The organism is Nocardioides albus, from assembly GCF_014648255.1.
GTDB lineage: Bacteria > Actinomycetota > Actinomycetes > Propionibacteriales > Nocardioidaceae > Nocardioides > Nocardioides albus.
Genome location: NZ_BMQT01000004.1, coordinates 425,066 through 450,246, shown reverse-complemented (window position 1 = coordinate 450,246; position 25,181 = coordinate 425,066). Strand labels below are relative to the sequence as shown.

Here is a 25,181-nt window from a genome sequence, read left to right as displayed (position 1 = left end):
TGACGTCTCGGCTACGACTTCTTCGTCTCGCGCCAGGATCGCTCGAAGGGGAGGCGCCAGGCGTGCGGGGCGATCAGCTGGTGGATCGAGTTGGGGCCCCAGGAGCCGGGGGCGTAGAGCCGCACCGGCGGCGGGTTGTCGAGGAGCGGCTGGGAGATCTCCCAGAGCGTCTCGATGCCCTCGGCCGTGGTGAAGAGGGTGTGGTCGCCGCGCATGGCGTCGTGGATGAGCCGCTCGTACGCCTCGAGGACGCCGGTCGAGGAGGTCGTGTCCTGCGTGGAGAATTGCATGGACAGCTTCTCCAGCTTCATCCCCGGACCGGGGCGCTTGCCGTAGAAGGACAGCGACATCTTCGACTGGTCGGCCAGGTCGAAGGTGAGGTGGTCGGGGCCCTGGGTGCCGGCGCCGGAGTTGGCCGGGAACATCGTCAGCGGCGGCTCCTTGAAGGCGATCGAGATGATCCGCGCGCCCTCGGCCAGCTTCTTTCCGGTGCGCAGGAAGAACGGCACGCCGGCCCAGCGCCAGTTGTCGATGATCACCTTCATCGCGATGAAGGTCTCGGTGTCGGAGTCGTCGGCGACCTCGTTCTTGCCGCGGTAGCCGGAGTATTGGCCGCGGACGACGTTCTTGGGCTTCAGCGGCTGGATCGAGCGGAAGACCTTGTTCTTCTCCTCACCGATCGGGTCGGGAGCCAGCGAGGTCGGCGGCTCCATCGCCATGAACGCCAGCACCTGCATCAGGTGGGTCACGACCATGTCGCGGTAGGCGCCGGTGCTCTCGTAGAACGCGGTGCGCCCCTCCAGACCCAGCGTCTCCGGGATGTCGATCTGGACGTGGTCGATGAAGTTGCGATTCCAGATCGGCTCGAAGAGTCCGTTGGCGAAGCGGAAGGCCAGGATGTTCTGCGCAGCCTCCTTGCCGAGGAAGTGGTCGATCCGGAAGATCTGCTCCTCGGAGAAGACCTCGTGGATCTTCGCGTTGAGCTCTTTGGCCGACTCGAGGTCGGTGCCGAAGGGCTTCTCCATGATGATCCGGGCGCGCTCGACGAGGTCGGCCTCCTCGAGCTGTCGGATCACGTCCTGAGCGGCCTTGGGCGGGACACTGAGGTAGTGGAGGCGGCGTACGTCGTTGCCGGCTCCCTGGAGCTTCTTCTCGGCGAGCTTGACCGCGTCGGCCAGCGCGTGCGGGCCTTCCTTGGTCGAGACGTAGGAGAGCATCCCGCCGAAGGCCTTCCAACGCTCGTCGGTGATGTCACCCTTGCCGAACTCCTCGCACGCCTCGCGCGCGAACTCCATGAACTGCTCGTCGGACATCTCCTCGAGCGAGGTGCCGACGATCTGCGCGTCCGTCATCAGCCCGGCCTCGTTGAGTCTGAGCAGGCCAGGAAGGAGCTTGCGGCGCGCCAGATCACCCGTCGCGCCGAAGAGCACGATCACATGTGGCAGGGCTTTGTCGTCGATGGTCGCCATGATGAGTCCACGGTAGTCCTGGTTTTATGAACGATCCAATAGACAACGGCCGCCAGTCCCGACGTGTCGCCGTCTTTTCACCTGTTTGGTCATCTGTCGAGTGAAGCGCGTACTCGATCGGCCTTCAACCTCGCCTCGGCCGCCTCCTCGGCGACATCGGACCTGACCGTGATCCCGCCGCCGGTGCCGATCTGCCAGGTGCGGGTGTCGGGGGTCGTCAGCGTGCGGATGATGACGCCCAGGTCGGCTGGACCGTCACCGGAGATCCAGCCGAATGCACCGGCGTACGCCGCCCTGGGCCCACCCAGCTCTCGCTCGGCGCGCTCGATGATCTCCATCGTGCGCAGCTTGGGCGCACCGGTCATCGACCCGGCGGGGAAAAGTCTCCGCAGCGCCTCGATCGTGGTGATCTCGTCCCGAAGCCGGCCGCGTACGGTGCTGACGAGCTGGTGGACGCTCGGATAGGACTCGACCCGCATCAGGGCAGGAACCTCCACCGTCCCCGGCTCGCAGACCATCGCGAGGTCGTTACGGAGCAGGTCGGTGATCATCAGGTTCTCGCTGCGGAGCTTGGGATCGGTGCGGAGGTGCTCGGCGTTGGCCGCGTCCTCCTGCTCCGTCGCTCCCCGCGGGGTGGTGCCCTTGATCGGCCGGGTCTCGATCACGCGGTCGGCGTCGATCAGGGCGTACCGCTCCGGGCTCGAGCTCAGCAGCCACGCCGCGTGGTCGGCGACGTCGTGCTGGAGGAAACCGGCGTACGGGGCCGGGTTGATGCTGCGCAGCCTCAGATAGGTCTCCATCGGGTCGGCGGAACCGTGGACGGTGGCGCGATAGGTCAGGTTCGCTTCGTACGTGTCACCCGCCCGGAGAGCTTCCTGAACCTGGTGGAAGGCCTCTGCGTAAGCGGCACCTCGGGGTAGTCCGGGAGCAAACTGCCCATTACTGGCGGGTATATGGGCAGTTCGCTCCCGGACTACCCCGAGATGGTCGAACATCCGCACGTGCGACGGCCGCATCCAGACGGCGTCCGGTACGTCCTGCGACGGTGTGGCGGGGAGATCGGGACGGCAGGCGTAGCCGAAGTAGCCGAACCACTGCTCCCCCGGGTCGACCTCGCGTTCGAGGACCTCCCAGATGTCGTCGCCGACCACCTCGGACCGGCCTCCGGCATGGCGCAGCACCTCGCGCCGCGAGGCCGAGTAGGTCAACGAGACGTCGTCGTCCTCCAGCCAGCCGATCAGGGAGCGGCGGCCTGACCACTCGCGCGCGCCGCCGCCGTCGAGCCACACGCAACGAGGATGAGCGGCGGCCACCTCGGCGAAGAGGTCCTCGACCGCGGCCTCAGGCATGTCGGCCCAAGAAGTTCGCGATCATCGCCGAGCCGTGCTGGGAGAGCACCGACTCGGGGTGGAACTGGACGCCCTCGAGCGGCAGGGCCCGGTGACGTACGCCCATCACGACCCCGTCCTCGGAGCGGGCGGTCACCTCCAGGACATCGGGGATCGAGACGGCTGCCAGGGAGTGGTAGCGGACCGCCTCGAGCGGCGAGGGGATGCCCGCGAAGACCCCACGCCCGTCATGCGTCACCCGCGCGACCTCGCCGTGCGCGGGCTCGATCCTGTCGACGACACCGCCGTAGGCGGTCACCAGCCCCTGCATCCCCAGGCAGACGCCGAGGACGGGCCGCCCCGCGTCGAGGAGTACGTCCCGCCCGACCGCGAAGTCTGCCGGCTCGGCGGGGTGGCCGGGCCCGGGCGAGAGGACCACATGGGTGTAGCCAGAGAGGTCCCCGAGCTTCACCTCGTCGTGCTCCACGACCTCCGGAAGAGCCCCGGTGACCTGCGCGATCATGTGGACGAGGCTCCACACGTAGGAGTCGTGGTGGTCGACCACGACCACGCGTGCGCTCATTGGGCCAGCAGATCGCTGACTACGTCGTGGATGAGGTCGTAGCCGCGCTCGGTGAGGACCGACTCCGCATGGAACTGGATGCCAGCGTAGTGCGGCCCGGAGATGGCGTGGATGTCACCCGACTCGGGATCAGCATCCACCGACACCCCCGCGGGCAGCTCCGCGGACCCCACCCGCCCGACGAAGGTGTTGTAGAAGCCGACGCGCTCGCGGCGCGGCCGACCGCCGAACCCGAGGCCGACCCGGGTCTGGGTGCCCTGGAAGACGATGTCCTTGTAGTGCAGCCCGATCCCGAGCTGGTGACACAGCGCCTGGTGGCCGAGGCAGACGGCCAGGAACGGCTGGCCGGTCTCGAGCAGCGAAGCCACCGCGGCCCGCAGCTTGGCCATCTTCGGATCCTCATCGTCACGCGGGTCGCCCGGCCCGGGCCCGACGATGACGAGATCGGCTCCCTCGAACGCACCCTCCGAATAGTCCTCGTGACGCACGACCGACGACGTCATACCGAGCACCCGCAGGACGTGGCGCAGCATGCGTACGAAGTCGTCCTCGCCGTCGAGGATCACCGCGTGCTTGCCGGCGAGGTGGGCCGAGGGCTCCTCGTCGCCCTGGTCGGTGAGCCAGAACGAGGACAGCCGGCGGTTGCGAGCAGCCAGGGTCAGCAGCAGGTCCTCGTCGTTGACCAGCTCGGAGACGTCCTGCGCGAGCGCGGGTGCGGCCGGCACCAGCCCGAAGGCCGACAGGATCCCGCCGGCCTTGGCGTGTGTCTCCGCCACCTCGTAGACAGGGTCGGAGTCGCGCACGAGGGTCGCACCGGCGCTCACCTTGAGCCGGCCGTCGAGAGAGACATCCGCGGTGCGGATCACGATCGGCGAGTCGACCGTCGGAGCCCCGGACTCGTCACGGCCGAGCAGCGCGAGCGCGGCGGCGTAGTAGCCACGGCCCTCCGGCTCGTACTTCTTGATCATCCGGCAGGCGTTCTCGACCGGCGAGCCGGTGACGGTGGCGGCGTACATCGTGTCGCGCAGGATCTCGCGCGGGTCGCGGGCCGAACGACCGGCCAGCAGATACTCGGTGTGGATCAGCCGCGACATCGGCTTCAGGAACGGGCCGAGGACCTGGCCGCCCTGGTCGCAGATGTCGCACATCATCTTGAGCTCCTCGTCGACCACCATGAAGAGCTCGTAGACCTCCTTCTGATCCTTCAGGAAGTCGGTCAGCTGCCCCTTGAGGTCGTGAGCGATCTTCTCGGGCGATCCCTCGAGATCCCGCGGCAGCCGGAACGTGCCGGAGATCGGGTTCATCCGGACATCGCCGCCGTGGACGCTCACGTGGCGCTCGGGCGAGGCGCCGATGAGGTAGCGGTCGCCGGTGAAGAAGCAGTAGGTCCAGTACGCCCCGCGCTCGCGCTCCAGAAGTCGGCGCAGCACGGTGAGCGCGCGCTCGTGGTTCCAGTCGGCGAGCTGTGCCCGGTAGTGGCGGCCGATCACGAAGTTGGCGCCCTCGCCCTGGCCGATCTCGTCCTCGATGACGGTCTTGACCAGGTCGGCGTAGGTGTCGTCGTCGACGTCGAACCCGCCCCGGTCCTCGAACTCCACGGGGACGTCGGGAAGCGCCTCGAGCACCTCGGCGACGGAGAACTCCCACTCGCGCTCCACGTCGACGACCACCAGCGGGGTGCCGTCGTCGTGAGCCTCGAACCCTCGCTCGCTCACCTGCCGGAACGGCACCGCGAGCAGCCGGTCGGCCACCTTCCCCGGCTCCGGGATGCCGTCCTCGAGAGGTACGTCGAGCAGCGACTCGACCACCGACCGCGTGCCCGCCAGCATGCCGACCGTGTCCCGGTCACCGGCTCGCGAGGAGCGTCGGATGATCGCCCACGCCTCGTGACCCGTGATCTCCTCGATCGCGGTTCTGGCGGGGCTGTTGGTCGTCATGGGATGAGCCTAATCCGCGCGCTCGCGCCTGAACCATTCGTTCGGCTGGTGAAATGCCGGCCCCCGTGCAACCCCGCAGTGCACTGGATCCGTTGACACTGCGTGAGACGTTCCCACGACGCCGAGTTCGAGGCCTTCGTACGCAGCCACCGAGGCCAGCTCGTCGGCACTGCCCGACTGCTGACCGCCGGTGACCCACACCTGGCCGAGGACCTGGTCCAGACGACGCTGGTCAAGGTCTATCTGGCCTGGGGACGAGCGTCCCAGCATCCTGCTGCGTACGCTCGCCGCACCCTGGTCAACTGCCTGACCGACCACCGCAGGCGCCCGTTCTTCCGGCGGGAGCACGGCGCGGTCTCGTTGCCCGAGGCGCCCGTCGAGGATCCCGCGATGGTCGATCCCGAGCTGGTCGCGGCGCTGGCCGAGCTGCCGCCCCGCCAGCGCGCGGCCGTCGTTCTCCGCCACGTCCACGACCTCTCGGTCGAGGAGGTCGCCGACGCGCTCAACTGCTCGACCGGAACCGTGAAGTCCCAGACCGCGCGCGGTCTGGACAAGCTCCGGGCGCTGCTCACCCCCACCCAACTGACAGGAGACTCCCGATGAACGACGTGATCGACCGCCTCAGCCGCCTGACCCCCGCGCCGTCCGCGTCGACGGACGATGCCGCGGCCGACCTTCGCCGTGGCCACCGGGCCCTCGCCCGACGCCGGGTCAAGCGCGCCGCCCTCGGCGGCGCGGCGTTCACCCTCGCGGTCGGCGGCGCGTTCGGCGGGATAGCGCTGACCTCCGGCAACGAGGGCGCGCCGAGTGTTCAGGCCGCTGGCAACGTACGTCTGGTCGACTATGACGGCGCCCAGATGCCCGGCTACACCGTGGCGAAGGTGCCCGAGGGGTTCGTGCTGCAGGGCTCCGACCAGTACGTCCTCGCCGTCGCCCGCCCCGACGACAAGTCCTCCATCAGCGACTTCCGGGACAAGATCGTGGTGACCCTCGAGTCGGCTTCGTCGCCTGCTGAGGGCGCCACAGACACCACCGTCAACGGCCGGCCCGCCACCCTCGTCACCACCCCCGACGGCGCGACGATGCTGAAGTACGCCTACCGCGACTTCACCGTCGTCATCCAGATGTGGCCCACCATCCACCTCGCCGACGAACAGCTCGTCGAGTTCGCCGAGGGCATCGAGGTCACCGCCGACGCCAAGCCGTCCTTCGGCTGACGCTGGCCCTCCTCCCGCCGACTCGGCCCCAATGTCCCAGACCTGACCGCCGAGTCGGCGATGGAGGCTAGGCTCCGCCGGTGGGCGTCAACGACTTGAGCAATGAGGATTTCGAGCGGCTCTACGGGCCCTGGGCCTCGCACACGCCGGCCGACGTGGCCGCTCTCTTCGAGGGCTATCCGGGCACCTGGTGGGTCGCCGGTGGATGGGCTATCGAGGCGTTCACCGGCGTACGTCGTGAACACGAGGACATCGATGTCAGCGTGCTCCGAGACGAGCTGCCGAGGCTGAGGAAACATCTAGCCGGACGCTTCGACGTATGGGCAGTCGGAACAACGGCACTTCGCCCGCTGCTGCCCGACGACGACATCGACGACGATCCTGATGCCACGCTCTGGGACACCGAGGGACAGATCTGGACGCGCGTCGACGCACAGAGCCCGTGGGAGTTCGACTTCCTGCTCTCACCGGGATCGGCACGGCTGTGGGAATACCGTCGCGATCCGTCGATCCGGATGCCGATGGGCGATGCGCTCTGGGAGCGCGACGGCGTACGTTATCTAGCCCCCGAGATCCAGTTGCTCTACAAGGCCAAGGGATTGCGTCCGAAAGATCAGGCCGACTTCGACGCCACCGCACCGCTGCTCAACGACCGCGACCGCAGCTGGCTGCGTGGTGCCCTCGAGCAGACCTTGCCCGACCATCCCTGGATCGCGGCCCTCTAGCATCGCCGGGTCGGCGCGTTCTAACGCGCCGACTCGGCGATAGGTGGTCAGGAGACGGTGGTCAGCAGCTGGGTGGCTCGGGTGAGGACGACGTAGAGGGTTGCCCGACCGGTGGCCGACTCGCGCTCGATCTCGTCGGGGCGGACCACGACGATGCCGTCGAACTCGAGGCCCTTGGTGTCCAGGCCGGTGAGGACGACGATGCGGTCCTCGCCGGAGGGCACCGAGGTCGGGTCGGCGGCAGACGCAGCAGCCGACGGAGCGTCGGCCTCGAACTCCGACCACGACGCCAGCCAGGAGTTGACCTCCGAGCGGCGCGCGACGGGGACCACGATGCCGACGGTGCCGCCGACCTGTGACGCGATCTCGCCGACCGCATCCCGGGTCGCCTTCTCCAGATCGACCGCATTCTCGATGACCTGCGGCTCGACGCCGGTGGAGCGGACCGCGGTCGGCAGGTCGGCGTCGAGGCCGACCCGCTCGGCGTACGCCGCTGCGAAGGAGTAGATCTCGGCCGAGTTGCGGTAGTTCGTCGACAGGTGGAAGGCGTGGACGGGCTTGCCCTCCAACGCCTTGGCCCGCTCCGCCTCGGACTCGGCAGGCACCGGCCACGAGGACTGGGCGGGGTCGCCGACGATGGTCCAGGAGGCAGTACGCCCCCGGCGACCGACCATCCGCCACTGCATCGGGGTGAGGTCCTGGGCCTCGTCGATGAGGATGTGGGCGAACGGGTCGTCGTCGATGCGGTAGGTCGGCGGCCGCCAGCCACGACCGGCGTCCATCCGGTCCGATGCGGTCATCAGCTCGGCGATGTCGATGCCGCTCTGGTCCTGGTCGCGCTCGTCGGCGGCCTGCTCCGGGATGTCGCCGATCGCGTAGCGGAGCTCGTCGAGCAGCGGGATGTCCTCGATGGCCAGGTCTGCGTCGGTCAGTCCTCGACCGGACCACGACTTGAGGAGCAGCTGCTGCTCGTCGTAGGTCAGGATCCCCTCCGAGACGCGGGACAGGAACTCCGGTTCGCGCAGCCAGCCGAGCACCTCACGTGCCTCCAGAGCGGGCCACCAGGCGGCGGCGAACTCGAGGAAGGCGGCGTTGTCGAGCATCTCGTCGTTGAAAGGCTCGCGGCCACGCTCGCGGCCACGGTCGCCGCGTACCTGACGCCAGAGGAGATCGAGGAGCAGCTGAGGTACGCGGCGCAGCTGCTGGTTGCGGCGGCCCTGGCTCATCAGCTGACGGCGCAGCTCACCGAGCCGCTTGCCGTCCAGACGCAGCGAGTCGTCGCGGTAGAAGACCTTGAACTCGCGAGGCGATCCCGGCGCCTGCTGGCGCGCGGCGCGCCGGAGCACCTCGGCCATCCGCGAGGACCCCTTGACGTCGGCGACCGCAGGGTCGTTGTGCCAGGTGGCGCGTACGCCGTCGACGACCTCACCCAGCGAGCGCAGCGCCACCGCGGTCTCACCGAGGCTCGGCAGGACGCGTTCGATGTAGCGCATGAACACGCCCGACGGGCCGATGATGAGCACGCCACCGGACTCGTAGCGGCGACGCTCGGTGTAGAGCAGGTAGGCGGCGCGGTGGAGAGCGACGACGGTCTTGCCGACACCCGGACCACCGGAGATCGTGGTCACGCCGCGGCCGGGCGCGCGGATCGCCTTGTCCTGCTCGGCCTGGATGGTCGCGACGATGGAGTGCATCGTGCGGTCACGGGCGCGGCTGAGCTGGGCCATGAGCGCACCCTCGCCGACGATCGGCAGGTCGGCGCCAGAGCGTTCGAGGGCGTCCGCGTCGAGCAGCTCGTCCTCCACACCGACCACGTTCTGGCCCTCGGACCGGAGCACCCGTCGCCGGATCACCGACCGCGGCTCGACCGCGGTGGCCTGGTAGAACACCGCAGCAGCCGGGGCCCGCCAGTCGATCAGCAGCGAGTCGCGATCGGCGTCACGCAGACCGATGCGGCCGACGTAACGCGGCTCCGAGTCGATCTCGGGGTCGATGTCGAGGCGGCCGAAGACCAGGCCCTCGTGGGCAGCATCGAGCTGCGCGATGCGTCGCGCCGCCTGGTAGGCGAACGCGTCGCGCTCGACCAGGCCGCCTTCATGACCCAGACGACCGCGGTCGCGGCCCTCCTTGGCAAGCTCCTGCGCAGCGCGCGCCGACTCTCCCAGCTGGAGGTAGACGCGATCTACGAAGTCCTGCTCCTGAGCGATCTCGCGCTCAGCCAGCTTGTCGTTCAACTGGATGTTCCCCCGTCAAAAGATCCACACCCGCCGTGCGCCCCCCATGGCGCACGGCAAGGAGACAACTCTACCCCCGACGAGGGAATCAGCGGCACACGCGGGTCATCAGCCGATCGGCGCCACGCTGCCTGATCATCAGGGCAAGGTCGCGCGCCGAGCATTGGAAGACGAGGCAACCCCATCGATCGGCGCTAGTCGACTGGGCGATAGACCACCAACGCTCCGTCGAAGGTCTCGTCGTCATCGCCCGCCGCGAGGTCGTCTTTGCTCGTCTCGAGAGCGACGTCGTACGTGTCGTACGCCAACAGCTCGTCACCGACCGTGTAGCCGCACCCGCCGGCGCTGTCCGTCGAGATCGAGCCGTCCGTGCGCCGGCTCGAGCCCTGGGACCTCGCGTAGGCAGTGACGGTACGGCCACACGCCTGGAAGCCGATCAGCGCAGGCCGGTCTCCGGTGGCCACCTCGGTGGAGAACGCGCGGGACTTCGAGATCGGCATGACCCGGTCCACCTGCCAACGCCGGCCGTTGTGCTCGGTGACCTCGTCGATATCCATCGCGCCCAGGTCGACCTGCTCACCCTCCTCGTAGACGGCGATCCCCATGAGAACGCCAACGTCCTCGGGCGGACGGGTCGATCCGTCGCGGCGCGTGGCGACAAGGGTCACCGCGTGACGGCCCGGCGACAGCTCACCCGGCTGCCACAGGTTGCTGATCGCCAGCTCGGGCGTCCGAAGGTCGAGTGACTCCTCGCTGCAGTCACCGCTGCCGACGTCCTCACCATCGAGCTGGTAGCGGACCTCGAAGGTCCCGGTCGGGTCCATGCAGACGGGCGCAACGGTGACCGGACGACCGGTGGCGCGGAACCAGTACCGGACCACCGTGTCGTCCGGATCGCCGAACTCGCCACCGATGAGTCTGGCGCCACCGTAGGTCGCCGGAAACAGCTTGCCCGCGTAGCTGACGGCGTCGCCCGCGACGGCCCCGGTCCTCTCGTAGATGCCCAGCGAGACCTCCCCGCCACCGGCAGCGTCGTCCACCTTCACCGTGACGTGCCCGCCCGCACGGAACGGGATCGGGTAGAGCGCCGAACGCTCATCGCCCTTGATCCGCAGCACGGGCTCGCCGTTGATGAAGACCGTGGCGGCGCCGGTCTCCAGGCCGTTTCCTCGGACGACGACGCCCCAGTTGCCGTCGCCGCCAGGAGTGGGCACCTCGATCTGCTCCTGGCCGGCACCGATCTCGAGCGCCTCGGTGTCGGCGAGCTCGTAGGTGAAGTGCAGTGCCTTCACCTCTTCTGGCAGCCCTGCCACCGGTACGCGCTCGGCGTCGGGCATCAGCACCGCCAGCCCCACAGCCGCGACCGCGACCGCGACCGCGGCAACAGCGGCAACCCGCCGCCGCATACTGACATGCCGGATCCGCACACGAACGGCCCTGGTGCGCGCCACCACCGGAGCGCCGGTCTGGTCGGCGCGAGAAGCCAGCGTCGTACGGAGGTCTTCGATGGTGTTCATCAGTTCTCCTCCTGGGCCGGAGCGAGGGCCGGGTCGATGCGGAGCTTGGCGAGGGCCTTCGAGGTCTGGGACTTGATCGTCCCGACCGCGCAGCCGAGCAGGTCGGCGGTCTGGGCCTCGGTGAGGTCCTCGAAGTAGCGGAGCACGACGACGGCACGCTGCCGCCGCGGCAGCCGGCCGAGCGCGATCCACAGGTCGTGCGCACCCTCCTCGGGATGGTCGACCGAGCTGTCGAGGAGCTCCAGGACGGGCTGCTCGCCGTTCCACTTCCGTCGCCACCACGAGGTGTAGGTGTTGACGAGGATCCTGCGGACGTACGCCTCGTGGTTCTCGATCTTCGCCCAGGCGAACCACGCCTTGGTCAGGGCTGTCTGCAGCAGGTCCTCGGCGAGCCCGTGGTCACGCGTGAGGAGGTAGGCGGTACGCAACAGCGCACCCGATCGCGCCGCCACGAAGTCGTCGAAGTCGACCGTGGCGACACTCACCTCACGCTCGCGCCTGGTCGGCGCGATGGCATCCGTCGTCATGCCCATCCTGACCATGCGAGTGGCCAGGATGGTTGCCTCACGCTGCTCCTATTTCTGCTCGGGCTACTTCTTGCGGGTCAGGAAAGCGGTCATCGCCTCGCGGGCCTCGTCGGAGCCGAAGAGGCGGGCGGAGAGGGCGGCCATCTCCTCGCCGCCGGCATCGATGTGCTCGACCAGGCCGCGGACCATGAGGCGCTTGGTCTCGCGCAGGCCCTGGGGGGAGCCCTGGAGCAGGGAGGAGGTGATGGCGGCGACCTCGTCGTCGAGAGACTCGGCGGGCACGGCGGCGGTCAGGATGCCGATACGGGCGGCCTCGGCGGCGTCGAACTTGTCGCCGGTGAGGAAGTAGCGCGAGGCGGCGCGGGAGTCGATTCGGGGCAGGATCGAGAGGGAGATCGCGGCGGGGGCCAGGCCCAGGCGGACCTCGGTGAGCGCGAAGGAGACGGTGTCGGCGGCGATCGCGATGTCGGCGGCGGCCACGAGCCCGAGACCACCCGCGCGGACCGGCCCCTGGACCTTGGCCACGACGGGCTTGGTCAGGGCGACGATGGTGCGCTGGAGACGTACGATCCCGCGAGTGCCCTCCTCCATCGGCACCGTCGCGGCCTCGGAGAGGTCGGCGCCGGAGCAGAAGACGGTGCCCGTGGCCTGAAGCACGACCGCCTTGACCGAGGAGTCCTTGTCCGCGGCGTGCAGGGCCTCGAACAGCTCGGTGACCAGCTGGCGGGAGAGTGCGTTCCGGTTGGCGGGCGAGTCGAGGGTGATGGTGGCGACTCCATCGGTGACGTCGAGGTGGACGAGCTCAGCGGTGGTTTCGGGCGACTCAGTCATGCGGCAGAGACTACGTGCTTGACTGGACGTGTGGACCCGGTCCTCGACGCGTTCGCCGCCATTCCACGGGAAGGCTTCCTCCCTCCCGTGGAGCGTGGCTACGCGGGCTTCGACGAGCCGCTCTCCATCGGCCACGGGCAGACCAACTCACAGCCGCGGACAGTGGCCGACATGCTCCATCTCCTCCAGGTCGCGCCTGGTCACAAGGTGCTCGACGTCGGCTCCGGTTCGGGCTGGACCACCGCGCTGCTCGCCCATCTGACCGGTCCCGAGGGCAGCGTGGTCGGGGTGGAGCTGGAGCCGTCCCTGGTCCGGTTCGGCCGTCGGAACCTGGCCGCGACAGATCAGCCATGGGCCCGCATCGAGAAGGCGAAGCCGGGCGTGCTCGGGTGGCCTCGGCAGGCTGCGTACGACCGGATCCTGGTCTCCGCCGAGGCCGAGGCCCTGCCGAGCGAGCTGATGGACCAGCTCGCTGCTCCCAGCCGGATGGTGATCCCGGTCGCCGGACGGATGACGCTGGCGGAGCGGTCCGCGACGGGCGAGGCGCGGCTCAGCACCCACGGCTGGTACCGCTTCGTGCCGCTGCGCTGAGACGCGAGTAGGTGGTGAACCCTGCTAGGCGCCTGAGACCCCGTGTTGATCGTCCTCGTCGGGCGGCGGCACCGCCTGCAGCTTGCCCGGCGGCACCTTGGGTGGCGTCTCGGGTGGCGGTTTGGTCGGAGGCAACGGTCGGCTGAACTCGTCACGGCGCCGGATCTGCCGAGCGCTCTTGCGGAGCCAGGACGGGTCCATGACGATCTCGTGGGAGTCGCCGTCCGGCCCGTCGAACGTCACCGCGACCGTCTCGAACCCCTTGTGGCGCTGCATGAGGGCATAGCTCGCGTAGGCGCGACGATCGGCCTCGGTCAGCTCGACGTCGTCAGTGAAGATGGTGAGCAGCGCGCGCGGCCACAGGTGTCGCGAGTACACCACGTTGACCTCGATGGAGATCACCACCATCATCGCGGCGATGTAGAGGAAGGCGACCAGCCCGAGGACCAGCGCGAAAGTCTGGTTCATGCCGCGGGTGGCGGCGATCACGTTCGTGACGAACTCGGCACCGAAGTACTGCAGCACCTGCCACAGCAACGCGAACGTGAACGCGCCCGGGAGGGCGTGAGCGAGGGAATGGTCGCGTGTGGTGGCCATCCGGAAGACGACGCACAGCAAACCGGTGACGATCAGCACGGTGCCGAGGATCACCAGCCAGTAGCCGACGTCGACGGCTTTGAACCCGAAGAAGTCGGTGTGGCTCAGCACCAGCGACAGCGTGGTGACCGAGAGGATGGCCAGCCCACCGACGGCGAGCATGAGCAGCGACCGCACGCGCAGGAAGAGCGGGTTGGGTCGGCTGTTGCGCGGCACCGACCAGGCGGTGTTGACCGCGTTCTGCATCGAGAGGCCGAGGCCCAGAGCACCGTAGAGCGCGGTGATGCCACCGATGATGATCGCGCTGGTGGACCCGGTGAGCTCCTTGCGGCCGAGCTGGTCGCCGATGATCGGGAACTGCGCCAACGCCGTGTCGAGGACCGCCTCCTGCAGGTCCGGGTTGCCCTCCAGCACGAAGCCGAGGATCGAGGAGGCGAGCAGCAGGATCGGGAAGACCGAGACGAAGGCGTAGTAGGTGATGATCGCGGCGAGGTTGTTGCCCTGGTCGTCCCAGAACTTGTAGAGGACAGCCAGCGGGAACGCGACCGGCGGGAACCGGCGCTGAGCCCGATCCATTGACCTCGCCGCTCCAGCCACGACAGCAGGCTAACCCCTGCGGGACCCGATAGATTGGACGTCGGCCAGGTCAGCAGGAGCACATACGAGGAGATGACCCACCACATGTCCAACTTCGGCCCGCCGCCCGGGCCACCCCCAGGCGCGCCGCACGACCCTGCTCGCGGGCCGAGCCCACAGCCCCAGAGCCCACCGTGGGCACAACAGACGTACGTCCCCTCGGGCCCGCCGCTGGCGTCCTGGGGTCGCCGGGTCGCCGGCGCGCTGATCGACATCGCCCTGCTGCTGCCGTTCTACCTGGTCGCCGGCGTGGGAGGCGGGCTCTCCCAGGAGTCAGGCATCTTCGTCACCGTCTTCGGCCTCCTGGTCACCGCAGTCGGCTGGCTCGGTTTCATCGGCTTCGCCGTCTGGAACCATGTGCTGAAGCAGGGCCGCACGGGCTACACCATCGGCAAGGGCGTCATCGGGATCAAGCTGGTCCGCAAGACTCCCTCGACCGCAGACGGGCAGGCCACGATCGGCGTCCCGATGGCACTGGGGCGGCAGCTGCTCCACGTCCTCGACGCATTCTGCTTCATCGGCTACCTGTGGCCGCTGTGGGACGACAAGCGCCAGACCTTCGCCGACAAGCTCGTCGGAACCCTCGTCGTCGTGGAGCCGCGCTCTCAGGCATGACGGAGTCAGGCGTGTACGCAGACATTTGCGCTGCGTTGTGGCCATACTCTGCCCATGTCTAACTACGGCCCGCCCCCTGGCGCCCCGCAGGACCCCTCCGGCCAGCCCACGCCGCCGGTACCGCCGCCCGCCCCGGCGTACGGCCAGCCCAGCGCTCCGCCTCCCCCTCCCGTGCAGGGATACGGTGCGGCTCCCGCCGGCTACGGCGCCGCCCCGGGCGGCTATGGCGCCCCGACCCCGCCGTACGCCTCGTGGGGTGCGCGAGTCGGCGCGTACATCATCGACGGGCTGATCGGGATGGTCGTCGCCATCCCCTTCTACGTCGGCTACGGCATGTTCATCGGCGGCGCAGCCGCGGGCGCCTCCGAATATGACCCGAGCACCGGTATGTACACCAGCGGCGAACCCAATGGTGCACTCATGGCCATCGGCGGGATCGTCGCGTTCCTCGGATTCATCCTCCTCATCGGTTTCGCGTTCTGGAACTACGGCCTGAAGCAGGGCAAGACCGGCTACACGATCGGCAAGGGCGTCCTCGGCATCAAGGTCATCAAGGAGGCCGACGGCCAGGTCCTCGGCACCTGGTTCTCGATCGGCCGTCAGTTCGTGCACATCCTCGACAGCATGGCCTGCTACATCGGCTACCTGTGGCCGCTGTGGGACGACAAGCGTCAGACCTTCGCCGACAAGATCCTCACCACGATCGTGATCGTCGAGCCGAAGCAGAAGTAACCCCGCCGGTCGAGCCGCCGGAGCCGCTAGGCGGAGGCGTGTCGAGACCAACACAGTCCCATCGTGCGCGAGGGCGACCGTGTTGGTCTCGACACGCTCGCTGGCGCTCGCGGCTCGACCGACGAATTTCAGTAGGACTTCGGCAGTCCCAGGGTGTGCATGGCGATGTAGTTGAGGATCATCTCCCGGCTGACCGGGGCGATCCGGCCCAGGCGGGCGGCGACGAGCTGGTTGGCCAGGCCGTACTCCACCGTGAGGCCGTTGCCGCCATGGGTGTGGACCGCGGCGTCGGTGGCGTTGCAGGCGACCTCGCCGGCGGCGTACTTGGCCATGTTGGCGTACTCCCCGGCACCGGCGTCGTCCCCGGCGTCGTAGAGCGCGGCGGCCTTCTGCCACAGCAGGCGGGCCTGCTCCAGCTCGATCTTGACCTTCGCGAGCGGGTGCGCGATGCCCTGGTGGGAGCCGATCGGGGCGTCCTTCCAGACCGACCGGGACCCGGCGTACTCGACCGCCTTTGCGAGTGCGTAGCGGGCCATCCCGCAGGAGAGCGCAGCACCCATGATGCGCTCGGGGTTGAGGCCGGCGAAGAGCTGCCAGATGCCGCCGTCCTCGTCGCCGACGAGGGCATCGGTGGGGAGACGTACGTCATCGATGAAGAGGGTGAACTGCTTCTCCGGCGCCTCCCAGGCCATCGGGATGACCTGCTTGGTGAAGCCCTCGGAGTCGGTCGGGACCACGAAGAGGGCGGGCTTGAGCTTGCCGGTCTTGGCATCTTCCGTCCGAGCCACGATGAGGACCGAATCGGCCTCGTCGACACCGGAGATGAAGGTCTTCTGGCCGCTCAGGATCCACTCGTCACCGTCACGCTTGGCCGTGGTGGTGATCTTGTGGGAGTTGGAGCCGGCGTCGGCCTCGGTGATCCCGAAGGCCATCAGGTGCGAGCCGTCGGCGATCGCCGGCAGCCAGCGCTTCTTCTGCTCGTCGGTGCCGCAGCGGCCGATGATGCTGCCGCAGATCGCCGGGCTGACGACCATCATCAGCAGCGGAGCGCCGGCGGTCGCGGCCTCCTCGAGCACGGCGGCCAGGTCGCTCATGCCACCGCCACCGCCGCCGTACTCCTCGGCGATGTTGACGCCGAGGAACCCGTTGCGGCCCATCTCCAGCCACATCTCGGTCATCTTGCCGCCCTCGCGGGCCTGCTTGGCGACGAAGTCGTGGCCGTACTTGCCGGCCAGCTTCGCCACGGCCTCCCGCAGCGCGGTCCGCTCCTCGGGCTCGCCGAATGGGTTGGTCACAGTCGCGGTCATGATGTCTCCTCCTCTACGACGGCGAGCACCTCGCCGGCGGCGACCTGGGTTCCTGGTTTGACGTTGATCTGAGCGAGTACGCCGTCGGTGGGCGCAGTCACCGTGTGCTGCATCTTCATCGCCTCCAGGACCAGCAGTGGCTGGCCCTCCGTGACGCTGCTGCCGGACTCGGCGAGCACGCTGATGACCGACCCCGGCATCGGCGCCAGCAGGCTTCCGGGCTGGGTCTGGGTCGCGGGGTCGGTGAACCTCGGACGCTTCCGCAGCGCGGTGTGGCCGAACGAGGAGTCGACGTCGATCCGGGCGCCGTCGATCGAGACCTCGTACGTCGTGCGCAGGCCGTCCTTCTCGAGTACAACCCGGTCTTGACCTGCATCGATGACCTCGAAGCCGTCGATCCGGTAGCCGTCGCGAGTTCCGTACCACTCCACGACGAGGCCGTCCTCGGAGTCATCCTCGAAGACCGTCCGCTGAGGCTGGTTGGTGACGTTGCGCCAGGCCACCGGCACCCGCGGGCGACGGGTCGCTTCGGCCAGGGCGACCGCCGCCGCGACAGCGGCACCAGGGTCGTCGACCGTTGAAAGAAGATTTTCTTTCGCGAGCAGAGCGGTGGTGACCTCGCCGCTGCGGAACGCATCGGACCCGAGGATCCCGATCAGCTGCTCCCGGTTGGTCACCAGGCCGTGGATCTTGGCCGTACGCAGCACCGAGACCAGCCGCCGGATCGCCGCGTCGCGCGTGGGCGCGTGCACGATCACCTTCGCCAGCATGGCGTCGTAAAAGGTGCTGACCTCCGAGCCTGACGTGTAGCCGCCGTCGATCCGAGCGGCGCCGGGGAACTCCAACGTCGCCAACGTCCCCGACTGCGGCTGATAGTCCGCGGAAGGATCCTCGGCATACAACCGCACCTCGATCGCCCACCCGTTGGTTGAGCCGCCGGAGCCGCTAGGCGGAGGCGTGTCGAAACCAACACCTTCCGCCACCGCGATCTGCAGCTCCACCAGATCCACCCCATGAACCAGCTCGGTCACCGGATGCTCCACCTGAAGCCGGGTGTTCATCTCCAGGAACCAGAACCGCTCCGAGGCGGCGTCGTAGAGGAACTCGACGGTGCCGGCCCCGCGGTAGTCGATCGCGGCGGCGGCATTCCGGGCCGCGTCATGGAGCGCAGACCGGACGGCGTCCGGCAGCAGGGGCGCCGGGGACTCCTCGACGACCTTCTGGTGGCGACGCTGCACAGAGCAGTCGCGCTCACCGAAGACGGCGACGTTGCCGGCACCGTCGCCGACGACCTGGACCTCGACGTGACGGCCGGCCTCGACGTACGGCTCGACGAAGACGGTGCCGTCTCCGAAGGCAGAGGCGGCCTCGGCCTCGGCCTTGGCGATCTCGGCTCCGAGAGCGTCGAGGGAGCGGACGATCCGCATCCCGCGCCCACCTCCGCCGGCGGAGGCCTTGACCAGCAGCGGCAGATCGGACTCGACCGGCGATGCCGGCGCTTCCAGGACCGGGACCCCGGCGGCGGCCATGATCTTCTTGGCCTCGATCTTGGAGCCCATCTGCTCGATCGACTCGGGCGCGGGCCCGATCCAGACCAGACCGGCCGCCTCGACGGCGCGGGCGAAGTCGGCGTTCTCCGACAGGAACCCGTAGCCCGGGTGGATCGCGTCGGCACCGGCCACCTTCGCCGCCTCGATGACGAGGTCAGCGCGAAGGTAGGTCTCGGCGGGGGCGTTGCCCGGGAGACGTACGGCATGATCCGCCTCCGCCACGAACGGCAGGGCCACGTCGGCGTCGGAGTGCACCGCGACGGTCTCGATCCCGAGCTTCCGGGCGGTGCGGAACACACGCGAGGCGATCTCGGCGCGGTTGGCGACCAGCAATCTGGAGATCATCGTGAGACCTTTCCGTTCATAGAGCCTCGGCCCCCGGTGGTCGAGCTTGTCGAGACCACCCGCGAAGCAACCTTCCGGGTACCGAACACGTCACATCCTGAAGACGCCAAAGTTCATCGCCCCCTCGATCTCCTTGGTTGCGATGGCGGAGAGACACAGACCGAGGACGGTGCGGGTGTCGCGCGGGTCGATGACCCCGTCGTCGTAGCCGAGGCCGCTCAGGAACATCGGCAGCGACTGCTCCTCGACCATCCCCTCGACCATCTCCTTGACGCCCTTGAACCCCTCGGCGTCGAAGATCTCGCCCTTCTTCTCAGCGGACTCGCGGGCGACGATCTCCATCACGCCGGCGAGCTGGGCCGGCCCCATGACTGCGGACTTGGCCGAGGGCCAGGTGAAGAGGAAGCGGGGGTCGTACGCCCGTCCGTTCATGCCGTAGTTGCCGGCGCCGTAGCTCGCGCCCATGATCACGGTCAGGTGCGGGACGGTGGAGTTGGAGACGGCGTTGATCATCAGGGCACCGTGCTTGATGATGCCGCCCTGCTCGTACTCCGTGCCGACCATGTAGCCGGTGGTGTTGTGCAGGAACAGCAGCGGGGTGTCCTTCTGGTTGGCCAGCTGGATGAACTGCGCCGCCTTCTGGGCCTCCTCGCTCATCAGGACACCGCGTGCGTTCGCCAGGATGCCGATCTCGTAGCCGTGCAGCCGCGCCCAGCCGACGCAGAGGCTCGTTCCGTAGAGGGGCTTGAACTCGTCGAAGGGCACCTCGTTGTCCGGGCCGGTCCCGTCGACGATCCGCAGGATCGCCTCGCGCGGGTCGAAGGGCTCCTTGAGATCGGTCGGGATGAGGTCGAGCAGGCCGTCGGGATCGAGGTCGGGCTCGTAGCTCGCCTTGGGGAGCGGGCCACGCTTGCGCCAGTTGAGCCGGGCGACGACCCGTCGTGCCTGCCGGATCGCGTCGTGCTCGTCGACGGCGAGGAAGTCGGAGGAGCCGGAGATGCGCGAGTGCATCTCGGCGCCGCCCAGCGACTCGTCGTCGGTGTCCTCGCCGGTGGCCATCTTCACCAGCGGCGGGCCGGCCAGGAAGACCTTCGCGCCCTCCTTGACCATGATCACGTAGTCGCTCATGCCGGGGACGTACGCACCACCGGCCGTGGAGTTGCCGAAGACCACCGAGATGGTCGGCTGCTTGCGGGCGGAGGCTCTCGTCAGGTCGCGGAACCCCTTGCCGCCGGGGATGAAGATGTCCTTCTGGGTCGGCAGGTCGGCGCCGCCGGACTCGGTCAGGTTGATCGTCGGGAGACCGTTCTTCTCCGCGATCTCGGCCGCCCGGAAGGAGCGCTTGAGGGAGTAGGGGTTGAGCGCGCCGCCCTTCACCGTGGGGTCATTGGCGACGATCATGCACTCGACACCTTCGACCACACCGATGCCGGTGATGATCGAGCCGCCGACCGGGAAGTCGCTGCCCCAGCCGATCAGCGGCTGGGTCTCCAGGAACGGGCTGCCCTCGTCGAGCAGCAGCTCGATCCGCTCGCGGGCGAGGAGCTTGCCGCGGGCCTTGTGGCGGGCGACGTACTTCTCGCCGCCTCCGGCTGCCGCCTTCGCGTGCTCGGCGTCGAGCGCCTCGATCTTCTCGAGGAGGGCCTCTCTGTTGCCGCTCATCGGTTGTATCCCAGCAACTTGGCCGCCAGATCCGTCATCACTTCGGTGGCTCCTCCTCCGATCGGCAGGATCCGAGCGTCGCGGTAGTGCCGCTCGACCTCGGTCCCGTGCATGTATCCCGTCCCGCCGTGAAGCTGGACGGCCTGGTCGACGACCCAGGTGCAAGCCTCGACCGCTGTCTGCTTGGCCAGCGCGGCCTCGGCGATGGTGGCCTGGGTCGACCCTTCGCGGTCATAGCGGGCGACCACGGCGTGGGTGTAGGCCTTGGCCACCTCGACCTGGCGGTGCATCTCGACCAGCTTGTGGCGTACGACCTGACGCTTGATCAGGGGCTCGCCGAACGTCTCGCGCTGGCGGCAGAAGTCGGCGGTGAGCGCGAGGCAGCGGGCGGCGGTGCCGTAACCCTGTACGGCCAGCGCGATCCGCTCGGTCACGAACGCCTCGGCGATGTAGATGAAGCCAGCGTTCTCGTCGCCGACGAGGTTGGCCGCGGGGACGCGTACGTCCTCGAAGGCGAGCTCCGCGGTGTCGGAGCAGTGCCAGCCCATCTTGGCGAGCTTGCGGGTGACCGTGAATCCTGGGGAGTCCTTGTCGATCACCAGCAGGCTGATGCCGCCGGCCCCCGGGCCGCCGGTGCGGACCGCGGTGGTGACGAAGTCGGCGCGGCAGCCAGAGGTGATGAACGTCTTGGCGCCGTTGACGACGAACTCGTCGCCGTCGCGGACCGCCGTGGTGCGCAGGTGGGAGACGTCCGAGCCGCCGTCGGGCTCGGTGATGGCGAGGCTGCCGATCTTCTCACCGGCTAGCGTCGGCCTCACATAGGTGTCGATGAGGTGGGGCGAGCCGTGCTTGGCGATGTGCGGCAGCGCGATCCCGTGGGTGAACAGGCCCGCCAGCAGGCCCGATGAGGCGCCCTCGGACATCATCCCCTCGGTCACCGCGACGGTGTCGGCCAGTCCGCCGCCCTCGCCGCCGACGTCCTCGGGGAACCCGATCCCCAGCAGTCCCTGCTTGGCGGCGGCCCGGTGGACCTCCCGCGGGATCTCCTGGTTGTCCTCCCAATCCTGAAGGTCCGGGAAGACCTCGCGGCGGACGAACTCAGCGCCCAACTGGAAAAGGTCGTTGCTCACTGAAGTCCTTCCGGGACGATTTCGGTCGGCATGTCGACAAATCGGCTTCGGGCCCATTCGCCCAGGCCCTTGGCTTGCGGGTCGAACCGCGTCGAGGCGGCCACGCCGTCTCCGAGCAGGTCGTGGATGACGATGTTCACGCCACGCAGGTGCGGCAGCGCCGTGATGTCGATGGCGAGATCCTCGGTCTCGGGCAGCAGCTCCCGCACCCACTCCGGGGTGACTGCCTCCAGCAGCCACTCGACGGCCGCGTCCGACTTCCCCTGCGGCACCCAGAGCCCCAGGTTGGCATCCCCACCCTTGTCCCCCGACCGCGCGTAGACCACCTCCCCCAACGCCCGCCGAGACGTCAGTTCTTGACCGCGAGACGTCAGTTTCTGAGCGCGAGAGGTCAGTTCCTGGCCGTCTCGATGACCTACCAATCCGGAAACTGACTTCTCGGCACCAGATTTCGACCTTTCGGCGCCAGAAACTGACTTCTCGGCGTAGGCCAAGGGGGGCGGGACCTTGTACGTCTCGCCGGTGGGGAGGTGGACGGTTTCCTCGGCGCGGTCGCGCCGGACGTACGCGGCCCTGTAGATGCCGAACGGAGACGGCCGTCCCGGGGGCGCGGTGACGTGGAAGCCCGGATAGGAGGCGAGCGCCAGCTCGATGGCCGGCGCCGTCAGTGCACGGCCGACGGCGTCGGCGTCCGCGGCCCGCGCGGAGAGTCGCAGGATGCAGCCGGCGCCCTCCTCGGTCGGCGAGTCGGGTGCCGGGATGCGGTAGGTCGACCAGGTGTAGTCCGGTCCGATCGGGAGCTCGGCGTCGAGCTGGTCGCGCAACCAGGTCGCCTTGGCGTCGATGTCAGGACCGGTGAGGACGAACTCGACCGAGTTGCGGTAGCCGCCGAGCGAGTTGACGGCGACCTTGAGCGTGGCCGGCGGCGGGGTGCCCGTCACGCCGGTGATCGCGACCCGGTCGATCCCGACCTCCTGGAGCCGGATCGAGGTGAGGTCGGTGGTGACGTCGGGGCCGAGGTAGAGCGGCCCCTGGATCTCGTAGAGCAGCTGCGCGGTCACCGTGTCGACCGTGACCGTGCCGCCGGTCTCGTCCTGCTTGGTGATGATCGAGGAGCCGTCGACGGCGATCTCCGCGACCGGGAAGCCCAGCGGGCGTGCCCTCGCCTGGGGCGACATGGTCAGGAACCCGGAGAAGTTGCCGCCGGTGGCCTGGGTGCCGCACTCGATCACATGCCCGGCGACCACGGCGCCCGCGAGCTCGTCGTAGGAGTCGCGCTTCCAGCCGTGGTGAGCGATCGCCGGCCCGACGACGACGCTCGCGTCGGTCACCCGACCGGTGACGACGATGTCGGCACCGGCGTCGAGTGCGTGCGCGATCCCGAAGGCACCGAGATAGGCGTTGGCGGTGAGCGCGTCGGGGTGGGAGTCGAGACGACCCCGGAGGTCGTCGCCGTCGACGTACGCCACCTTCGCAGAAGTCCCGAGCGTCTCGATGGCGGCAGCGAGCCCCGCAGGGTTGAGACCGCCGGCGTTGGCGACGACCTTGACGTCTCGCTGCAGGGCGAGGTCGAGGCTGTCGGCCACCTGGCGCAGGAAGGTCTTGGCGTAGCCGGTCGTCGGGTCCTTGAGGGCGTCCTTGCCGAGGATGAGCATGGTCAGCTCGGCGAGGTAGTCGCCGGTGAGTACGTCGAGCCGACCGCCCTCGAGCATGTCGCGCATCGCCGAGAACCGGTCGCCGTAGAACCCGGAGCAGTTGCCGATGGCGATCACTTCTTCGGCCTCCCGTCCCCGGCCGGTCCGGCGAACGCCTGGGCGATGCTCAGCCACTTCTCGGCTTCGTCCCCGGTGGCCTCCAGCGAGGTGTCGTCGCGGTGGATGCGCTGGGTGACGAGCCGAGCGAAGTCGTACGCAGGGCCGCGGACGCTCTGCGCCGCATCCTCCGGCCCCCACTCCCAGATCTCCCCGGACGGCGCCGTGAGCGAGACCCGGAACGGCTCGCTCGGCGGGTTGAGGCCGTGCACACCGTAGGAGAAGTCGCGGGTGCGGGTGCCGAGGTGGCAGACGTGCTTGATCCGGTCGCTGGGCTCGTAGGCCAGCCCGAGCGCCTCCCGCACGTCCAGGCCGTGGGCCCAGGTCTCCATGAAGCGCGCGGTCGCCATCGAGGCGGGCGACATCGGCGGGCCGAACCAGGGCAGCTTCTTCCCCTCGGGGACGTTCGCGAGCGCACCGGCGAGCTCGCCGCGTACGCCGTCCCAGTGCTCCAACAGGTCCGTCGCCGGCATCGTGGCGAGCGCCAGGGCAGCCTCGTCGACGTAGCCCTCGGGGTTCTTGAGCCCGTCGGTGACCAGCTCGTCCCAGCCGGTGGTGTCACCGGCCACCCACTCGGTCGCGGCGAGCGCAGCCTCGTCGGTCCAGGCCAGGTGGGCGATCTGGGCGGCGACGTCCCAGCCCTCGGCCGGCGTCGGCTCGCGCCAGCCGGCCTCGCTCAGGCCGGCCACGACCTGACGCAGCTCGAACCCCTCCAGGGAGAGGTCCTCGAGAAGTTGATCCAGCAAGCTCATGACAGCTCTCTTTCCAGGACTTCGGCCCATCGGTCGAGGATCCGCTCACGGCGAGCGGCATCGTCGGAGATCGTGTCTGCCAGGCCCAGGCCACGCACCATGTCGAGGGTGGCCTGGACGAGTTCGCGTACGCCCGGCTTCCTCTCGTCCACACCGAGCAGCTCGACGGTGAGACGGTGGAGCTCGCGGCCGATGTGCTGTTCGAGCGGGCCGACCGCGGCGCCGAGCTGCTCGTCGGTGCGCGCGGCGACCCACAGCTCGAGGGCGGCGGTGAAGACCGGCGAGGTGACGTGGTCGGCGAGCATGGCGAGCACCTGCCGCGTACGCCGCCCGCCGTCGGGAAGGGTGCGCGCAGCCTCCTTCAGGGCCTGGCCCCGTGCCTCGGTGATGTGCTCGACGGCGGCGACGACGAGGTCGTTCTTGGCCGGGAAGTGATGCAGCTGCGCCCCGCGCGAGACCCCGGCGCGCTGGGAGACGAGCGTGGTCGACGTGCCCGCGAAACCGCGCTCGACCAACAGCTCGACGGTGGCATCGAGGAGGCGGGCCCGCATCGCGCGGGTGCGCTGCTCCTGGGGTACGCGGGTGGCCTGGCTCACAAGCACGCACTCTGCCGCGCCAGAAACAAACAGTCAACCCTGACTGTATATTTCTGAGACGCCGGTCCGACCGGCGGAAGCCGAACGTCCGGAACCCGCCTTAACGTCGATCTCATGGCTATCGCACGCAACCCGAACCTCTGCATCGACTGTCCCGACCCGGTGGCCCTGGCCACCTTCTACGCCGACCTCCTCGGCTGGGAGGTGAAGGTCAACGACTCGGAGTGGGTGGAGGCCCAGGGGAAGGACGGCAACATCGCCTTCCAGGCCGTCGAGAACTACCGAGCCCCCGAGTGGCCCGGGCAGGACATCCCCCAGCAGACCCATCTCGACTTCGATGTCGACGACCTCGATGTCGGCGAGAAGGCGGTCCTGGAGCTGGGCGCCACCAAGGCCGACCACCAGCCCGGCACGACGTTCCGGGTCTTTCTCGACCCCGCCGGCCACCCCTTCTGCCTCTGCCAGGCCTGAGCACACTCGCCGAGACGT

23 protein-coding genes are annotated in these 25,181 nt (G+C 68.9%); 7 read left to right on the top strand and 16 right to left on the bottom strand.

What is annotated here, in order from left to right; all coding sequences use genetic code 11:
• Positions 1-11: 11 nt before the first annotated feature.
• The 4 genes from zwf to IEY84_RS10935 form a co-directional block, all read right to left on the bottom strand.
• Positions 12-1,469 carry a glucose-6-phosphate dehydrogenase gene (zwf, locus tag IEY84_RS10950; RefSeq protein ID WP_183542963.1) on the bottom strand — a complete coding sequence of 486 codons (1,458 nt, stop codon included), beginning with the start codon at positions 1,467-1,469 and terminating at the stop codon, positions 12-14.
• 89 nt (positions 1,470-1,558) lie between these two features.
• Positions 1,559-2,818: an anthranilate synthase component I family protein gene (locus IEY84_RS10945; RefSeq protein ID WP_183542961.1), complete on the bottom strand. Its 1,260-nt coding sequence runs from the start codon at positions 2,816-2,818 to the stop codon at positions 1,559-1,561.
• On the bottom strand, positions 2,811-3,380 hold the full coding sequence (locus IEY84_RS10940; protein WP_183542959.1) for an anthranilate synthase component II: 570 nt from the start codon (positions 3,378-3,380) through the stop codon (positions 2,811-2,813). The genes IEY84_RS10945 and IEY84_RS10940 overlap by 8 nt, the downstream gene beginning before the upstream one ends.
• Positions 3,377-5,317, bottom strand: a complete 1,941-nt coding sequence (locus IEY84_RS10935) for an anthranilate synthase family protein (protein ID WP_183542958.1) — start codon at positions 5,315-5,317, stop codon at positions 3,377-3,379. Before IEY84_RS10935 ends, IEY84_RS10940 begins: the two co-directional genes overlap by 4 nt.
• Positions 5,318-5,419: 102 nt before the next feature.
• Between IEY84_RS10935 and IEY84_RS10930 the strand changes: the two genes are divergently transcribed.
• The 3 genes from IEY84_RS10930 (at position 5,420) to IEY84_RS10920 (ending at position 7,259) form a co-directional block, all read left to right on the top strand.
• Entirely contained in the window at positions 5,420-5,920 is a 501-nt protein-coding gene (locus IEY84_RS10930) for a SigE family RNA polymerase sigma factor (RefSeq protein ID WP_183542957.1), read from the top strand.
• Positions 5,917-6,534 carry a hypothetical protein gene (locus IEY84_RS10925; RefSeq protein WP_183542956.1) on the top strand — a complete coding sequence of 206 codons (618 nt, stop codon included), beginning with the start codon at positions 5,917-5,919 and terminating at the stop codon, positions 6,532-6,534. The genes IEY84_RS10930 and IEY84_RS10925 overlap by 4 nt, the downstream gene beginning before the upstream one ends.
• Before the next feature lie 95 nt (positions 6,535-6,629).
• Complete coding sequence (locus IEY84_RS10920; RefSeq protein ID WP_221208550.1) at positions 6,630-7,259, top strand: nucleotidyltransferase domain-containing protein; 630 nt, start codon at positions 6,630-6,632, stop codon at positions 7,257-7,259.
• A 47-nt stretch (positions 7,260-7,306) separates the two neighbouring features.
• On the opposite strand, the gene IEY84_RS10915 is transcribed toward IEY84_RS10920, so the two are convergent.
• The 4 genes from IEY84_RS10915 to IEY84_RS10900 form a co-directional block, all read right to left on the bottom strand.
• Positions 7,307-9,493: a HelD family protein gene (locus IEY84_RS10915; RefSeq protein WP_183542953.1), complete on the bottom strand. Its 2,187-nt coding sequence runs from the start codon at positions 9,491-9,493 to the stop codon at positions 7,307-7,309.
• 194 nt (positions 9,494-9,687) lie between these two features.
• Positions 9,688-11,010: a hypothetical protein gene (locus tag IEY84_RS10910; RefSeq protein WP_183542951.1), complete on the bottom strand. Its 1,323-nt coding sequence runs from the start codon at positions 11,008-11,010 to the stop codon at positions 9,688-9,690.
• The gene (locus IEY84_RS10905) at positions 11,010-11,537 is read right to left on the bottom strand and encodes a SigE family RNA polymerase sigma factor (RefSeq protein WP_183542949.1); all 528 of its coding nucleotides are present in this window, start codon (positions 11,535-11,537) and stop codon (positions 11,010-11,012) included. The genes IEY84_RS10910 and IEY84_RS10905 overlap by 1 nt, the downstream gene beginning before the upstream one ends.
• A gap of 63 nt (positions 11,538-11,600) precedes the next feature.
• Positions 11,601-12,368: an enoyl-CoA hydratase family protein gene (locus tag IEY84_RS10900; RefSeq protein ID WP_183542947.1), complete on the bottom strand. Its 768-nt coding sequence runs from the start codon at positions 12,366-12,368 to the stop codon at positions 11,601-11,603.
• Between the two features lie 18 nt (positions 12,369-12,386).
• On the opposite strand from IEY84_RS10900, the gene IEY84_RS10895 reads away from it, so the two are divergent.
• Positions 12,387-12,959: a protein-L-isoaspartate O-methyltransferase family protein gene (locus tag IEY84_RS10895; protein WP_221208548.1), complete on the top strand. Its 573-nt coding sequence runs from the start codon at positions 12,387-12,389 to the stop codon at positions 12,957-12,959.
• Positions 12,960-12,983: 24 nt separating this feature from the next.
• Here the strand turns inward: IEY84_RS10895 and IEY84_RS10890 are convergent, their stop codons facing one another.
• Positions 12,984-14,132: a YihY/virulence factor BrkB family protein gene (locus IEY84_RS10890; RefSeq protein ID WP_183542945.1), complete on the bottom strand. Its 1,149-nt coding sequence runs from the start codon at positions 14,130-14,132 to the stop codon at positions 12,984-12,986.
• A 93-nt stretch (positions 14,133-14,225) separates the two neighbouring features.
• Between IEY84_RS10890 and IEY84_RS10885 the strand changes: the two genes are divergently transcribed.
• Positions 14,226-14,807: an RDD family protein gene (locus tag IEY84_RS10885; RefSeq protein ID WP_189129300.1), complete on the top strand. Its 582-nt coding sequence runs from the start codon at positions 14,226-14,228 to the stop codon at positions 14,805-14,807.
• A gap of 54 nt (positions 14,808-14,861) precedes the next feature.
• Positions 14,862-15,539 (top strand): RDD family protein, encoded by a 678-nt coding sequence (locus IEY84_RS10880; protein ID WP_183542940.1) that lies wholly within the window; start codon positions 14,862-14,864, stop codon positions 15,537-15,539.
• 128 nt (positions 15,540-15,667) lie between these two features.
• Here the strand turns inward: IEY84_RS10880 and IEY84_RS10875 are convergent, their stop codons facing one another.
• From IEY84_RS10875 to IEY84_RS10845, 7 genes are all read right to left on the bottom strand, one after another.
• A complete protein-coding gene (locus IEY84_RS10875) occupies positions 15,668-16,846 on the bottom strand; it encodes an acyl-CoA dehydrogenase family protein (protein ID WP_183542938.1) in 1,179 nt (392 codons plus the stop codon).
• Positions 16,843-18,741, bottom strand: coding sequence for an acetyl/propionyl/methylcrotonyl-CoA carboxylase subunit alpha (locus IEY84_RS10870; RefSeq protein WP_183542937.1), 1,899 nt, complete (start codon positions 18,739-18,741; stop codon positions 16,843-16,845). The genes IEY84_RS10875 and IEY84_RS10870 overlap by 4 nt, the downstream gene beginning before the upstream one ends.
• A gap of 90 nt (positions 18,742-18,831) precedes the next feature.
• Positions 18,832-20,403: an acyl-CoA carboxylase subunit beta gene (locus IEY84_RS10865; protein ID WP_183542936.1), complete on the bottom strand. Its 1,572-nt coding sequence runs from the start codon at positions 20,401-20,403 to the stop codon at positions 18,832-18,834.
• Complete coding sequence (locus IEY84_RS10860; protein ID WP_183542935.1) at positions 20,400-21,533, bottom strand: acyl-CoA dehydrogenase family protein; 1,134 nt, start codon at positions 21,531-21,533, stop codon at positions 20,400-20,402. The genes IEY84_RS10865 and IEY84_RS10860 overlap by 4 nt, the downstream gene beginning before the upstream one ends.
• Positions 21,530-23,305 (bottom strand): acyclic terpene utilization AtuA family protein, encoded by a 1,776-nt coding sequence (locus IEY84_RS10855; protein ID WP_183542934.1) that lies wholly within the window; start codon positions 23,303-23,305, stop codon positions 21,530-21,532. The genes IEY84_RS10860 and IEY84_RS10855 overlap by 4 nt, the downstream gene beginning before the upstream one ends.
• Positions 23,302-24,096: a TIGR03084 family metal-binding protein gene (locus IEY84_RS10850; RefSeq protein ID WP_183542933.1), complete on the bottom strand. Its 795-nt coding sequence runs from the start codon at positions 24,094-24,096 to the stop codon at positions 23,302-23,304. Before IEY84_RS10850 ends, IEY84_RS10855 begins: the two co-directional genes overlap by 4 nt.
• Positions 24,093-24,692 carry a TetR/AcrR family transcriptional regulator gene (locus IEY84_RS10845; RefSeq protein WP_229788582.1) on the bottom strand — a complete coding sequence of 200 codons (600 nt, stop codon included), beginning with the start codon at positions 24,690-24,692 and terminating at the stop codon, positions 24,093-24,095. Before IEY84_RS10845 ends, IEY84_RS10850 begins: the two co-directional genes overlap by 4 nt.
• Before the next feature lie 114 nt (positions 24,693-24,806).
• On the opposite strand from IEY84_RS10845, the gene IEY84_RS10840 reads away from it, so the two are divergent.
• Positions 24,807-25,163 carry a VOC family protein gene (locus IEY84_RS10840; protein ID WP_183542932.1) on the top strand — a complete coding sequence of 119 codons (357 nt, stop codon included), beginning with the start codon at positions 24,807-24,809 and terminating at the stop codon, positions 25,161-25,163.
• Positions 25,164-25,181 lie beyond the last annotated feature (18 nt).